The organism is Bradyrhizobium sp. WSM1253 (genome assembly GCF_000244935.1).
In the GTDB taxonomy this organism is placed as follows: domain Bacteria; phylum Pseudomonadota; class Alphaproteobacteria; order Rhizobiales; family Xanthobacteraceae; genus Bradyrhizobium; species Bradyrhizobium canariense.
On sequence record NZ_JH600073.1, the window covers coordinates 2,905,296 to 2,918,994 of the forward strand.

A 13,699-nucleotide genomic window follows, 5' to 3' on the forward strand; every position below is an offset into this window, starting at 1 on the left:
TCAGGACCGGCGCGGAAACCCCTCGCCCGCAGGCTTGGAGATAAATTAGCATCATGAATCCCGTCAAAGAACTGGAAAAGCACGGACAAGCCGTCTGGCTGGACTTCCTGGCCCGCGGCTTCATCGCCAAGGGCGACCTGAAGCGGCTGATCGACACCGACGGCGTCAAGGGCGTCACCTCCAACCCCTCGATCTTCGAGAAAGCGATCGGCAGCTCGGACGAGTACGACGCGCCGATCGGCAAGGCGTTGAAGCGCGGCGATCGGTCGGTCGCCGACCTGTTCGAGGCCGTCGCGGTCGAGGACATCCAGAACGCCGCCGACGTGCTGCGCCCGGTCTACGACCGCCTCAAGGGTGGCGACGGCTATGTCAGCCTTGAAGTCTCGCCCTATCTGGCGATGGACACCGCCGGCACGGTCACCGAGGCGCGGCGGCTCTGGAAGGACGTCAACCGCAAGAACCTGATGGTGAAGGTGCCGGCAACGCCGGAGGGCCTGCCGGCGATCGAGACCCTGATCGGCGACGGCATCAGCATTAACATCACGCTGCTGTTCTCCAAGGCAGTCTACCTTCAGGTCGCCGAGGCCTATCTCGCGGGCCTGGAGAAATACGTCGCCGGTGGCGGCGACCCCTCGCATGTCGCGAGCGTGGCCAGCTTCTTCGTCAGCCGCATCGACAGCATGGTCGACAAGCAGCTCGACGAGAAGATCGCTCGCGCCAACGATCCGTCCGAGAAGGAGCGGCTGGCCGCGCTGAAGGGCAAGGTCGCGATCGCCAATGCCAAGGTCGCCTATCAGGATTACAAGCGCCTGTTCTCAGGTCCCCGCTGGGACAAGCTCGCCGCCAAGGGCGCCAAGCCGCAGCGCATGCTGTGGGCGTCGACCGGCACCAAGAACAAGGATTACAGCGACGTCCTCTATGTCGAGGAGCTGATCGGCCCCGACACCATCAACACCGTGCCGCCGGCGACGCTCGACGCATTCCGTGACCACGGCAAGCCGCGCGACAGCCTTGAAGAAAACCTCGACGACGCCCGCCGCGTGCTGGAAGAGCTGGAGCGCTCCGGCGTCTCGCTCGATGCCATCACAGAGGAGCTCGTCAAGGACGGCGTCAAGCAGTTCGCCGACGCCGCCGACAAGCTCTATGGTGCGGTCGCCCACAAGCGCGCCACCGTGCTCGGGCCCGCGATCGACCGCCAGCTGCTCTCGCTCGGCGACGGTCTCGGCAAGGCCGTGGCCAAGAGCACCGAGGAATGGCGCGCGTCGGCCAAGATCCGTAGGCTGTGGCAGCGCGACAAATCGGTCTGGACCGGCACTGACGAGGACAAATGGCTCGGCTGGCTCGACAGCGCCGCCAAGGCCGATGTTGCCGACTATGAGGATTATGCCAGCCGCGTGAAAGGCCAGAAATTCTCCGACGCCGTCGTGCTCGGCATGGGCGGATCAAGCCTCGGGCCGGAGGTGCTGGCCGAGACCTTTGGCAAGAAACCCGGGTTCCCGAAGCTGCACGTGCTGGATTCCACCGATCCGGCGCAGGTGCGGGCGATGGAGGCCAGGATCGACATCGCCAACACCGTGTTCATCGTCTCAAGCAAGTCCGGCGGCACCACCGAACCGAATGCGATGAAGGATTATTTCCACGAGCGCGTCACGCAGGCGGTCGGGCCGAAGGTCAAGACCGGCCATCGCTTCATTGCGGTCACCGATCCCGGATCGTCGCTGGAGAAGGCGGCGAAGACTCTGAGCTATGCGCGCATCTTCCACGGCGAGCCCTCCATCGGCGGACGCTATTCGGTGCTCTCGCCGTTTGGCCTGGTGCCGGCGGCAACCGCGGGCATCGATATCAAGACCTTCGTCAAGCATGCGCTTGCCATGGCCCGCTCCTGCGGACCGGACGTGCCGCCAGCCGAGAACCCTGGCGTGCAGCTTGGCCTTGCCATGGGCCATGCAGCGCTCGAAGGCCGCGACAAGGTGACGATCCTGTCGTCGAAGAGGATCGCCGATTTCGGCGCCTGGGCTGAGCAGCTCATCGCGGAATCGACCGGCAAGGATGGCAAGGGTCTGATCCCGATCGACGGCGAGCCGCTGGGCGAGCCTGCGGTCTACGGCAATGACCGGCTCTTCATCGACATCCGTATCGAGGGCGAAGCAGACGCCGCCCATGACTCGCAGCTTGCTGCGATCGAAGCGGCCGGTCATCCCGTCGTGCGCATCGTGATGAAGTCGATCGACCATCTCGGCCAGGAGTTCTTCCGCTTCGAGATGGCAACGGCGGTGGCGGGCAGCATCCTCGGCATCAACCCGTTCGACCAGCCGGACGTGGAAGCGGCCAAGATCAAGACCCGAGAGCTCACCGCGTCATTCGAAAAGACCGGCGCGCTGCCGGCCGAGCAGCCGGTGGTCAGCACCAATGAGGCCGATCTCTACACCGACGAGACCAACGCCGCGGCCCTGCGCGCCGCCGGCGCCAACGGCGACCTCACCTCATGGCTGAAGGCGCATCTGTCGCGCTCCAACCATGGCGATTATGTCGCCCTGCTCGGCTACATCGCGCGCGACAAGGCGACGATCGACGCACTCCAGACCATGCGGCTCGAAGTGCGCGAGAAGCGACATGTCGCAACCTGCGCCGAGTTCGGACCGCGTTTCCTGCACTCGACAGGACAGGCCTACAAGGGCGGCCCCGACAGCGGCGTGTTCCTCCAGATCACCGCCGACGATGCCAGGGACCTGCCGGTGCCGGGCCAGAAGGCCAGCTTCGGCGTCATCAAGGCCGCGCAGGCGCGCGGCGACTTCGACGTGCTCACCGAGCGCGGCCGGCGCGCGCTGCGGGTCCACCTGAAGGGCGGGCTCAAGAAGGGTCTCGCGGCGCTCAATGCCGCGCTCAACGACGCACTGAACTAAGGGAATTCCTCAAATGCAACTCGGCATGATCGGCCTCGGCCGGATGGGCGGCAACATCGTTCGCCGCCTGATGCGCCACGGCCATTCGACCGTGGTCTACGACAAGGACGCCAAGGCCGTCGCCGGCCTTGCCGCAGACGGCGCGGTCGGCTCGGCGACGCTCGAAGAGTTCATTGCGAAACTGGAGCGGCCGCGCGCGGCGTGGGTGATGCTGCCGGCCGGCCACATCACCGAGACCACGATCGACACGATCGCGGGCGCGATGCAGGAAGGCGACGTCATCATCGACGGCGGCAACACGTTCTGGCAGGACGACGTCCGCCGCGGCAAGGCGCTGAAGCAGCGCGGCATCCACTATGTCGACGTCGGCACCTCCGGCGGCGTCTGGGGCCTCGACCGCGGCTATTGCATGATGATCGGCGGCGAGAAACAGGTGGTCGATCGGCTCGATCCGATCTTCGCCGCGCTCGCGCCCGGCGCCGGCGACATTTCGCGCACGGAGGGACGTGAGGGCCGCGATCCCCGCATCGAGCAGGGCTACATCCATGCCGGCGCCGTCGGCGCCGGGCATTTCGTCAAGATGATCCACAACGGTATCGAATACGGCCTGATGCAGGCCTATGCCGAAGGTTTTGACATCCTCAAGAACGCCAACATCGAGGCCTTGCCGGCGGATCATCGTTACGATTTCGATCTCGCCGATATCGCCGAGGTGTGGCGGCGTGGCAGCGTGATCCCGTCCTGGCTGCTCGATCTCACCTCGACGGCGCTCGCCGATAGCCCGGCGTTGACGGAATATTCCGGTTTCGTCGACGATTCCGGCGAAGGACGCTGGACCGTGAACGCGGCGATCGACGAGGCCGTGCCGGCCGAAGTCCTGACCGCGGCGCTGTTCGCACGGTTCCGTTCCCGCAAGGAACACACCTTCGCCGAGAAAATTCTCTCAGCGATGCGAGCCGGCTTCGGCGGCCACAAGGAGCCGAAGCAGCCGGCTGCTTCGAAGCCGAAATAGCAATTAGCAGAGCGAAGGCCAATAGTTCGTGACAAAAGACCCGCAAGCCAAGCGCAAGCCGGAAAATTGCGCCTTCGTCATCTTTGGTGTCACCGGCGACCTCACCCATCGGCTGGTGATGCCATCGCTCTACAATCTGGCGGCCGAGCATCTGTTACCGGAAAAGTTCTGCGTGGTCGGCGTCGCCCGCCGGGGCCAGTCGGACGACGAGCTGCGCGACAGCCTGTTGAAGGGCTTGCGCCAGTTCGCAACCCGGCCGGTGGACGACGACATTGCCAAGAAGCTGCTGGAATGCGTGACCTTCGTCGAAGCCGACGCAAAGGATCCGCCATCCTTTGATCGCCTGCGCGAGCATCTGGATTCCCTGGAATGCGCGCAGGACACCGGCGGCAACCGGCTGTTCTACCTGGCGACCCCGCCGGCCGCGTTCGCGCCGACCGCGCGCGAGCTCGGCCGCACCGGCATGATGAAGGAGAACGGCGCGTGGCGGCGGCTGGTGATCGAAAAGCCGTTCGGCACCGACCTCGCCTCCGCGCGCGCGCTGAATGGCGAGCTGCTGAAGATCATGGACGAGCACCAGATCTACCGGATCGATCACTATCTCGGCAAGGAGACAGTGCAGAACATCCTGGTGCTGCGCTTTGCCAACGGCATGTTCGAGCCGATCTGGAATCGCAACCATATCGACCACATCCAGATCACGGTGGAGGAAAAGCTCGGCGTCGGCCATCGCGGCGGCTTCTACGATGCCACCGGCGCGCTACGCGATATGGTGCCGAACCATCTGTTTCAGCTGATGTCGCTGGTCGCGATGGAGCCGCCGGCGCGTTTCGATGCCCATTCCGTGCGCTCCGAGAAAGCCGAGATTCTGACCTCGATTCAGCGCCCGAGCGAAGAAGAAGCGCTGAAGAGCTCGGTGCGCGCCCAATATCTGTCGGGGCGCATCGGCGACGATGAGATCCCGGACTATCGCAAGACCGAGGACGTCAAACCCGGCAGCACCACCGAGACCTATGTCGCGCTGAAACTGATGATCGACAATTGGCGCTGGGCCGGCGTGCCGTTCTATTTGCGGACCGGCAAGGCGCTCGGCCACAAGCGCACCGAGGTCGCGATCAAGTTCAAGCAGGCGCCGCTGTCGATGTTCTCAGGCACGGCTGTCGATCGCCTCTCCCAGAACTTCCTCACGATCGGCATCGCACCGACGGAGACCATCGAGCTCCAGTTCAACGCCAAGATCCCGGGGCCGAGCGTCACCATCGACGGCGTCGAGATGAAGTTTCGCTATGGCGACTATTTCCGGGCCGATCCCTCGACCGGCTACGAGACGCTGATCTACGACTGCATGATCGGCGACAACATCCTGTTCCAGCGCGCCGACGGCATCGAAGCCGGATGGGAGGCGGTGCAGCCGTTCCTAGACGCCTGGAAAAACGCGGGCAGCAACGGCATCGAGACCTATCAAGCCGGCAGCGACGGCCCCGCCTGCGCCGATGAATTGCTCCGCCGCGACGGCCGAAGCTGGCGTAAGTTTTCGTGACGGCTGCGGGACAACCGAAGCTGATCGTCGAGGCCGACGCCGAGGCTCTCGCGCACGCCGCGGCCGAACGGGTCATGGCGCGAATCGCGGCCAATCCCGGGCGCATCGCGATCTGCCTCACCGGCGGCTCCAGCCCCAAGCGGCTCTACCAGCTGCTGGGCAGCGACGCCTGGCGCGAAAAAATCCCGTGGGAGCGCGTGCACTGGTTCATCGGTGACGAGCGCTTCGTGCCCGAAAGCGATCCCCTCAACAACATGGCGGTCGCGCGCGCGACCTTTCTCGATCGCAACGCGCCCTCCGGCCATGTTCACCCGATCCCGACGACGGCTGACACCCCCGATCAGAGCGCCGAGGCCTATGCGCGCGAGCTGCAGGCTTTCTACGGCGCGGAAAGCCTGGATCCGGCACGGCCGCTGTTCGACATGGTTTTGATGGGCGCAGGCCCGGACGGCCACACCGCTTCGCTGTTCCCGGGCTATCCTGCAATCGAGGAGACGCGACGCTGGGTGGTCGGCGTCCCCAAGGCCAATGTTGCCCCCTTCGTGCCGCGGGTCTCGCTCACCCTGCCCGCGCTGGCGTCCTGCCGCGAAATGCTGTTCGAGATTGCGGGGCACGACAAGCAGCCGATCTTGACGCGCCTCCTCAATGGCGAGACTCTGCCGGCTGTACGCGCGCGCTCGAATGGCGAGACCGTCTGGCTGGTCGACCAAGCCGCGCTTCCGGGGGGAATTCGTGACGGGCGTTGAAGCACCTTGTGCATTGATCGTGATGGGCGTGTCGGGTTCGGGCAAGAGTACGGTTGCAAAAGCGCTGGGCGAGCGCCTCGGCTGGCGATTCGAGGACGGAGACAGCTTTCATCCCGCCAGCAATGTCGAGAAGATGCGGGCCGGCCATCCCCTCACCGACGAGGACCGCTGGCCCTGGCTCAACGCCATTGCCGACGAGATCGCGCGGGTCTGTGACAAGGGCGAGCACGTGATCATCGCCTGCTCGGCGCTGAAGCACACTTACCGCGACGTGCTGCTGCGCGGACGCGACGACGTCCGCTTTGTCTTCCTGAGGGGCACGAAGGAGTTGATCGCCGCTCGCCTCGCGCAACGCAAGGGGCACTTCATGCCACCCGGCCTGCTGACGAGCCAGTTCAACACGCTGGAGCCGCCGGAGGCTGGCGAGCACGTGATCACCGTCTCGATCGACGAGTCCGTGGAGGCGATCGTGGACGGCGCGGTGCGGCAGTTGAAACTGGGCGGCGCGAAACGCTGAGGCCAAACACCCAAGAAACACCCAAGGGACCGCCATGCCAAAAATCTCGCTCGTCGTCTCAGACGTCGACGGTACGCTGCTGACCAAGGACAAGACGCTGACCGACCGCGCGAGGTCCGCGGTGCAGCGTCTGCACCAGGCCGGCATCGGTTTCACGATCACGTCAAGCCGCCCCGCGATCGGCATGCGCTTCCTGATCGAGCCGCTGGCGCTGTGGCTGCCGGTCGGCCCGTTCAACGGCTCCTCGATCGTCGATCCCGAGATGCATCCGGTCGAGCAGCATCTCATCCCGGCCGGCGCGGCCGAGCGAAGCTTGCAAATTCTCCGGGACTTCGGCGCCGATATCTGGCTGTTCACCACCGACAAATGGCTGATCGACAAGCCTGATGGCCAATACGTGGCACATGAGCAGCACACCATCCGCTCCGACCCGACCATCGTGACGGATTTCTCGCCGTATCTCGCGAGCGCCTGCAAGATCGTCGGCGCCAGCGCCGACGCGGCCGGCCTCGAAGCTTGCGAGAAGGCGATGCAGAAGGCGCTCGGCAGCGAGGCGACCGCCGTGCGTTCGCAAACCTATTATCTCGACATCACCCCGCCCGGCTTCGACAAGGGCACCTTCGTGCAGGCGATGGCCAAGCGCCTCGGCATTTCAACGGACGCGGTCGCCACCATCGGTGACATGCAGAACGACCTTGCGATGTTCCGCGTCAGCGGCGTCTCGATCGCGATGGGCAATGCGGCCGACAACGTCAAAGACCAGGCCACCCACGTCACCGCGTCCAACGAGCAGGACGGTTTTGCGGAGGCGATGGAGATGATTTTGAAGCGGAACGGGAGTGGGTAGACGGGCCGGCTGGTTTCACCTCTCCCGCCTGCGGGACAGGTCGCCGCGTAGCGGCGGGTGAGGGCTCTCTCCTCTCGGGGGCTCTCGCCGGCGGAGAGACCCCCACCCCAGCCCTCCCCCGCAAGCGGGAGAGGGGGCGCACCTCCGCCCCGGATACAATCGATACTAATCCACGTCACTACTTCGACCGCTGCATCGCGGGCTTCTCGCTGCCCTGCCTTGCCGCCGACAGATTATGCGCGGTGTTGACCAGCGCGATATGCGTCAGCGCCTGGGGGAAATTGCCGGTCTGACGCTTGGCGCCTGAATCATATTCCTCGGCCAGCAGCCCGACATCATTCGCGATCCCGACCACGCGATCGAACAAGGCTTGCGCCTTGTCGAGATCGCCCGCCAGCACATGGGCATCGGCCAGCCACAGGCTGCAGGCGAGGAAGGCGCCTTCGAGCGGCGGCTGCCCCGCAGGCACTTCGCGCGGATCGTGCCGCAGCACGAAGCCGTCAGGCATCATGTGCTTTTCCATCGCCACTATGGTGCCGCGAATGCGCGGATCCGACGCTTCCAGGAAGCCGACGGCCGGCAGCAGCAGCACGCTGGCGTCGAGCAGCTTCGAGCCGTAGGACTCCACGAAGGCATTCTCCTCCGTGTCGAAGCCCCGGTTGCAGACGTCGCGATGAATGGCGTCGCGCAAGGTGCGCCAGTGCAGCAGCGGCGCCTTGAAGCCGAAGGTCTCGGCGCTCTTGATGCCGCGGTCGAAGGCGACCCAGGTCATCACCTTGGAGAAGACATAGTGCTTCGGCTGTCCGCGCCGCTCCCAGATGCCGTGATCGGGCTGGTCCCAGACTTCGGCGAGATGCTTGAGCACGGCGCATTCCAGCGCCCAGCTCTCGTCGTCGAGCTTGAGCTTGGCCATCCGCGACTGATGGAAGGCGTCGATCAGTTCGCCGTAGACGTCGAGCTGGAGCTGCGCATGCGCGGCATTGCCGACGCGCACCGGCTGGGCGCCCTCGTAGCCGTCGAGCCAACCGGCTTCCCATTCCAGCAGTCGCCGCTGGCCCCAGATGCCGTACATGATCTGCATGTTCGACGGTGAGCCTGCAGCCGCCCGCAACAGCCAATTGTGCCAGGCCGAGGCTTCCTCGGTGTAACCCGAGTTCATCAGCGCCAGCAGCGTGAAGGTGGCATCGCGCAGCCAGCAGAAGCGGTAGTCCCAATTCCTGGCGCCGCCGAGCTTCTCCGGCAAGGAGGTGGTCGGCGCCGCGACGATGCCGCCGGTCGGACCGAAGGTCAGCGCCTTGAGTGTGATCAGCGAGCGCACGATCAGGTCGCGATAGTCGCCATCGCGATTACAGTGGCTGCACCAGTCCTGCCAGAACTTTTCCGTCTCCTGCAGCGCGAGCTCCGGGTCGATCGGTGCAGGTGGCTCGAGATGCGAGGGGCCGTAGGTCAGCACGAACGGCACGGTCTCGCCCGCCTTCACCTCGAAATCGGAGACCGTGGTCAGATCCTCGCCGCGGGTCTTCGCGGGAGTCCGCAGCACCGTCATGTCCTGCCCGGCGACCGCCAGCAGGGAATGGTCGATCCGCCGCACCCACGGGATGTCGACGCCGAAGCCGAAGCGGATGACGAGCTCCATCCGCATCTTGACCGTGCCGCTGACACCGCGGACCAGCCGCACGATGTCGGAGGCCTTGCCGCGCGGCGGCATGAAGTCGATCAGCGCAACGGTGCCGCTCTTCGTCTCAAAGCGCGTCTCGAGGATGAGGGTGTCGCCGAGATAGCGGCGCGACGTCGCGGTGACGTCCTCGCTCGGCGCGATCAGCCAGCGGCCGTTCTTGTGCGTGCCGAGGAGCGCTGCAAAGCAGGCGTCGGAATCGAAGGCCGGCCAGCACAGCCAGTCGATCGAGCCGTTGCGGCCGACCAGCGCCGCGGTCTCGCAGTCGCCGATCAGCGCATAGTCCTCAATCCTCTGAGACAAGGTCGTACGAGCCTCGAAAACGGCACCCTTGGAGCCCCGGCGATCAACGCCCGCCGGGCAACGAGCGTTCCCGTGTCGCGGCCTTCAAAGCCGCGAGATCGACTTTCGAGGCAATCTTGTCGAGCGTCACAGGCAGGCGCTGGCGCCAGTTCGGATGCTCGTCGATCGTACCGGGAATGTTGGGCTGGTCGATCACCCCGAGCAGATCCTCCAGCGACACCGCAAGCAGCCGCGACGGCGTGCGCGACAGGAAGGCGAGCACCGAATAGACATCATTGGCACGGATGCCGTTGGCGCGCAGGATCTCGTCGAGCAGGCCGAGCGCATCCCAGCGGGCCTGATCGTTCTCGCCGGGATCGAGCCCGAGCGAGCGCTTCATCCTGAGATCGCTGAATGAGCGCCAGCCGGCATAGGTCGACAAATCATGCGTGTTCAGCGTCACCAGCGCGTTGGGCCGGTAGTGATCGACGGGCCGGAAATGACCGGCATCGTCGCGCTCGAACATCATGACGAGGTAGGACCAGATGCCGAAATCCTGCATGGTCTCGCGAAAACCTTCCGGCACCGTGCCGAGGTCCTCGCCGATCACGATGCACTTATGGGCCGCGCTCTCGCGCACCACAGTCGCCAGCAGCGCCTCGAACGGCATTTGCACATAGGCGCCGTTGTCGGGCTTGAAGCCGCGCGGCACCAGATAAAGTCGCTTCAGGCCCAGCACGTGATCGAGACGGATGGCCCCGGAATGGCGCATTGAAGCCGCGAGCATATCGGCGAATGGCACGAAGGATTGCGCCTCCAGGCCGCCGGCATTGAAGCCGGCGAGGCCCCAGTCCTGGCCGATGGTATTGAGCACGTCCGGCGGCGCGCCGACGGCGAGATGACGGGAGATCGCCCCCTGCTCGTTCCAGGCATCGAAGCCGTTCGACTGCACGCCGACGGCAACGTCGAGATAGAGCCCAACCCGCATGCCGAGCTGGCCGGCCAGCTCCTTGGCGGCATGCAACTGACTGTCGGCCGTCCATTGCACGAATTCGACGAACTCGACCTCGTGCTTGTCTGGGCCATTGCGCAGCTCGGCGCATTTCGTCTCGTCCGGCTTTTGCCATTCCTCCGGCCATTCCCACCACGGCGCCGCGAAGCGATGACGGAGCACCTCGAAGCAGGCAAAGCGGGACAATAGCGGCGCGCGAGCCGCGCGGAAGGCGTCGAACTGGTTGCGGCGGACGCCGCTCGCGGTTTTGACGAAGCTGTCGAAGGCGGCGCGGAGGCCGAGCCATTTCAAGGCCGCCATGTCGGGATAGGGCACGCGATCGCCGTCACGGAGCCGCGCGGCGGTCGCGGCCGCGTCGGGGACGAGGTCGGGGGAAAATTCCGGGATCGCCTCGACGTCGATATAGAGCGGATTGAGAAACAGCCGGCTGTTCGGCGAATACGGACTGCAATCGGCCGGATGGTCGTCGAACAACACATGCAGGGGATTGAGCCCGACGCCGTCGGCCCCCAACTGCTTGGCGAGCCGGACGAGACCGGCGAGGTCGGTGAAATCGCCGATGCCCCAATTGCGGTCCGAGCGGACGCTGTAGAGCTGCACGGCAAGCAGCCAGCCGCGGTCGAAATCGCCGCCAAAGGCCCGCTCCGGCGCCACGATCATCGGCACCTCTTCAGTAACGCCTTCGGCATCGGTCAGCGTCAGGCGGTGATAGCCGAGCGGCAGGCCGGCGGGCCAGGCAATCACGGGCTCGCGCGTCTCACCTTGCGCGATCAAATTGCCGTTGTCGGTCATCTTCCATTTGAGCGGCGGCGCGCCGATCGTCACCATTTCGGTGCGCGGATGGCCCAAGGCGCGTACCACCACGGGCCCGCTGACGAAGCGGTAAACCCGCTTCTCCGGCAGGGCGTCGAGGATGGATTTGAGGGCCACGGGATCGGTGACCCGCAGCTTTCCGAGGGCATCGACGAATTCGGATTGAACGCCCTTGATCCGGGCTTGAGCTAAAAGATCCATTCGGCACGCAGCTTGCAGGCCATTTTTTGGCCGGGGGCATCGATTTTAACGAGGTCGCGGAAGAGGTTAGTCACGGTCAACTCGCAAGCCGCGCCTGCCGTTCCCCAGGGAACCAATGACACACAAGCGGCTTTCTATAGTGGTATCAAGCGTAGGTTCCCGGCAAGGGAAACGGGCTCCTGCTTTCTTGTCAATGGCATCACCGTGAACAAGACAATTCAAACTGTCGAGAGTGCCGCAGCCGGCAGCACTTTCCTCATCGAGGACGTCTATCCCCTGATCGACGGCGGGCGCTTCCCCGTGAAGCGGATCGCGCGCGAACCGGTCGAGGTCTGGGCCGACATCTACCGGGACGGCGACGCCGTGATCGGCGCAGCGCTGATCTGGCGACAGGAGCAGGACCGCGAATGGCAGAGCGAGCCGATGATCCCTCACGGCAATGACCGCTGGTCCGGCGCGTTCACACCGGTCGAGCCCGGCAAATATGTCTATGCGATCGAAGCCTGGACCGACGAATTCGCCACGTGGTCGCACGCGGTCGCGCGCAAGCAGCGCTCCGGTGCCGATGTCAGTCTCGATGCGATCGAGGGCGCCGGCCTTCTGACCAAGGCGCATGGCGCGCAGCAGGACGCCGCCGCCGTCATCGTCAGGCAATGCGAGGACTATCTTCAGACCGGCGACGTTGCCCCGCTGCTGGCAACCGAGCTCGGCGCAGCCATGGCCGAGAGCCAGTCGCGGCCTGATCTCACGCGCTCGGCGCTATTCCCACTGTTCGTCGACCGCGACAAGGCACGCTTCGGCGCCTGGTATCAGATGATGCCGCGCAGCCAGAGCGTGGTGCCAGGACAGCATGGCACGCTCCGCGACTGCATCGCGCGCGTGCCCGACATCGCCGCGATGGGCTTTGACGTGCTCTACTTCACGCCGATCCATCCCATCGGCCGCACCCGGCGCAAGGGCCGCAACAACACGCCGGTGGCGGCCGAAGGCGATCCCGGCTCGCCTTATGCGATCGGCGCCATCGAGGGCGGGCACGATGCGCTGCACCCCGAACTCGGCACAATCGAGGATTTTCGCGCGCTGGTCGCGACCTGCCTGGAATACGGCCTCGAACTCGCGCTCGACTTCGCCGTGCAATGCTCGCCGGACCACCCGTGGCTGACGCAGCATCCGGAATGGTTCAAATGGCGCCCGGACCGCTCGGTGCGGACGGCTGACGGGCCCTATTCCGATATCGTCATCCCCGATTTCACGTCCGTCGACCGGGCTGGACTGTGGAACGCGTTTCGCGACGCCATGCTGTTCTGGATCGACCACGGCGTCACCATCTTCGCCATCGACAATCATGACACCGCGCCGCTCGCCTTGTGGGAGTGGCTGATCCGTGACATCCGCCGCCGGCATCCCGAGGTGATCCTGTTCTCCAAGACGTTTGCGCGCCCGAAGCTGATGAAGGGGCTTGCCAAGCTCGGCTTTGCACAATCGTTCAGCTATTTCCCCTGGCGCACGGCGAAGTGGGAGCTGGAGCAATATCTCGGCGAGCTGACGCGCTATCCCGAACGTGATTTCTATCGGCCGAACCTGTTCGTGAATACGCCCGATCTCTTGCCCTATCATCTCCAGGGCGGCGAGACCTGGGCGTTCAAATCGCGCCTCGCGCTGGCGGCGACGCTGTCCGGCAATTACGGCGTCTACAGCGGGTTCGAGTTGCTGGAGCATGACGCGATCCCCGGCCGCGAGGAATATCTCGATTCTGAGAAATACCAGGTCAGGCAGCGCGACTGGAACAAGCCCGGCAACATCAAGGCCTACATCACGGAGCTCAATCGCATCCGCAACGAGAATGCTGCGCTTCACCAAACCGCGAACCTGCGCTTCCTCGGCATCGAAGACGGCGAGACGATCGCCTTCGTGAAGGAGGCGACCGGCCCGGCCAACGTCGTCGTCGCCGTGGTTGCACTGTCGCGCGACGTGCGCGAATTCTGGTTGCCGCTCGGGGACGTCACGGTTGACGCCGGCGGGCAGCGACACCATGTGTCGGCACTCGAAAACCTCCTCACCGGCGAACAGGCCCGCATCGAATGGGGCGGGATCAGGTTGCGTATCGATCCCGAGCGCGATCCGGCGCTACTGTTCCGCTGCCTGGCGTAA

9 protein-coding genes are annotated in these 13,699 nt (G+C 65.1%); 7 read left to right on the forward strand and 2 right to left on the reverse strand.

Going from position 1 to position 13,699, the window contains the following annotated elements; translation table 11 throughout:
• Positions 1 to 53: 53 nt before the first annotated feature.
• From BRA1253DRAFT_RS15270 to BRA1253DRAFT_RS15295, 6 genes are read left to right on the forward strand one after another with little or no spacing between them, the layout of a single operon-like run.
• Entirely contained in the window at positions 54 to 2,903 is a 2,850-nt protein-coding gene (locus tag BRA1253DRAFT_RS15270; protein ID WP_007595713.1) for a bifunctional transaldolase/phosoglucose isomerase, read from the forward strand.
• A 13-nt stretch (positions 2,904 to 2,916) separates the two neighbouring features.
• Complete coding sequence (gene gnd, locus BRA1253DRAFT_RS15275) at positions 2,917 to 3,915, forward strand: phosphogluconate dehydrogenase (NAD(+)-dependent, decarboxylating) (RefSeq protein WP_007595714.1); 999 nt, start codon at positions 2,917 to 2,919, stop codon at positions 3,913 to 3,915.
• 28 nt (positions 3,916 to 3,943) lie between these two features.
• Positions 3,944 to 5,455 carry a glucose-6-phosphate dehydrogenase gene (gene zwf / locus BRA1253DRAFT_RS15280; RefSeq protein ID WP_007595715.1) on the forward strand — a complete coding sequence of 504 codons (1,512 nt, stop codon included), beginning with the start codon at positions 3,944 to 3,946 and terminating at the stop codon, positions 5,453 to 5,455.
• On the forward strand, positions 5,452 to 6,201 hold the full coding sequence (pgl, locus tag BRA1253DRAFT_RS15285) for a 6-phosphogluconolactonase (RefSeq protein ID WP_007595716.1): 750 nt from the start codon (positions 5,452 to 5,454) through the stop codon (positions 6,199 to 6,201). Before zwf ends, pgl begins: the two co-directional genes overlap by 4 nt.
• On the forward strand, positions 6,188 to 6,718 hold the full coding sequence (locus BRA1253DRAFT_RS15290) for a gluconokinase (protein WP_007595717.1): 531 nt from the start codon (positions 6,188 to 6,190) through the stop codon (positions 6,716 to 6,718). The genes pgl and BRA1253DRAFT_RS15290 overlap by 14 nt, the downstream gene beginning before the upstream one ends.
• A 34-nt stretch (positions 6,719 to 6,752) precedes the next feature.
• The gene (locus BRA1253DRAFT_RS15295; RefSeq protein ID WP_007595718.1) at positions 6,753 to 7,565 is read left to right on the forward strand and encodes a Cof-type HAD-IIB family hydrolase; all 813 of its coding nucleotides are present in this window, start codon (positions 6,753 to 6,755) and stop codon (positions 7,563 to 7,565) included.
• A gap of 178 nt (positions 7,566 to 7,743) precedes the next feature.
• On the opposite strand, the gene BRA1253DRAFT_RS15300 is transcribed toward BRA1253DRAFT_RS15295, so the two are convergent.
• Complete coding sequence (locus tag BRA1253DRAFT_RS15300) at positions 7,744 to 9,543, reverse strand: glycoside hydrolase family 15 protein (RefSeq protein WP_007595720.1); 1,800 nt, start codon at positions 9,541 to 9,543, stop codon at positions 7,744 to 7,746.
• A 43-nt stretch (positions 9,544 to 9,586) separates the two neighbouring features.
• Positions 9,587 to 11,548, reverse strand: a complete 1,962-nt coding sequence (gene malQ, locus BRA1253DRAFT_RS15305; RefSeq protein ID WP_007595722.1) for a 4-alpha-glucanotransferase — start codon at positions 11,546 to 11,548, stop codon at positions 9,587 to 9,589.
• 204 nt (positions 11,549 to 11,752) lie between these two features.
• Here malQ and BRA1253DRAFT_RS15310 point away from each other — a divergent pair, with 204 nt between their 5' ends.
• Positions 11,753 to 13,699: a maltotransferase domain-containing protein gene (locus BRA1253DRAFT_RS15310; RefSeq protein ID WP_035993442.1), complete on the forward strand. Its 1,947-nt coding sequence runs from the start codon at positions 11,753 to 11,755 to the stop codon at positions 13,697 to 13,699.

Coding starts and splice junctions, on each gene's coding strand:
- BRA1253DRAFT_RS15270 (WP_007595713.1), top strand. CDS start 54: ATGAATCCCGTCAAAGAACTGGAAAAGCACGGACAAGCCGTCTGGCTG.
- malQ (WP_007595722.1), bottom strand. CDS start 11,548: ATGGATCTTTTAGCTCAAGCCCGGATCAAGGGCGTTCAATCCGAATTC.
- BRA1253DRAFT_RS15295 (WP_007595718.1), top strand. CDS start 6,753: ATGCCAAAAATCTCGCTCGTCGTCTCAGACGTCGACGGTACGCTGCTG.
- gnd (WP_007595714.1), top strand. CDS start 2,917: ATGCAACTCGGCATGATCGGCCTCGGCCGGATGGGCGGCAACATCGTT.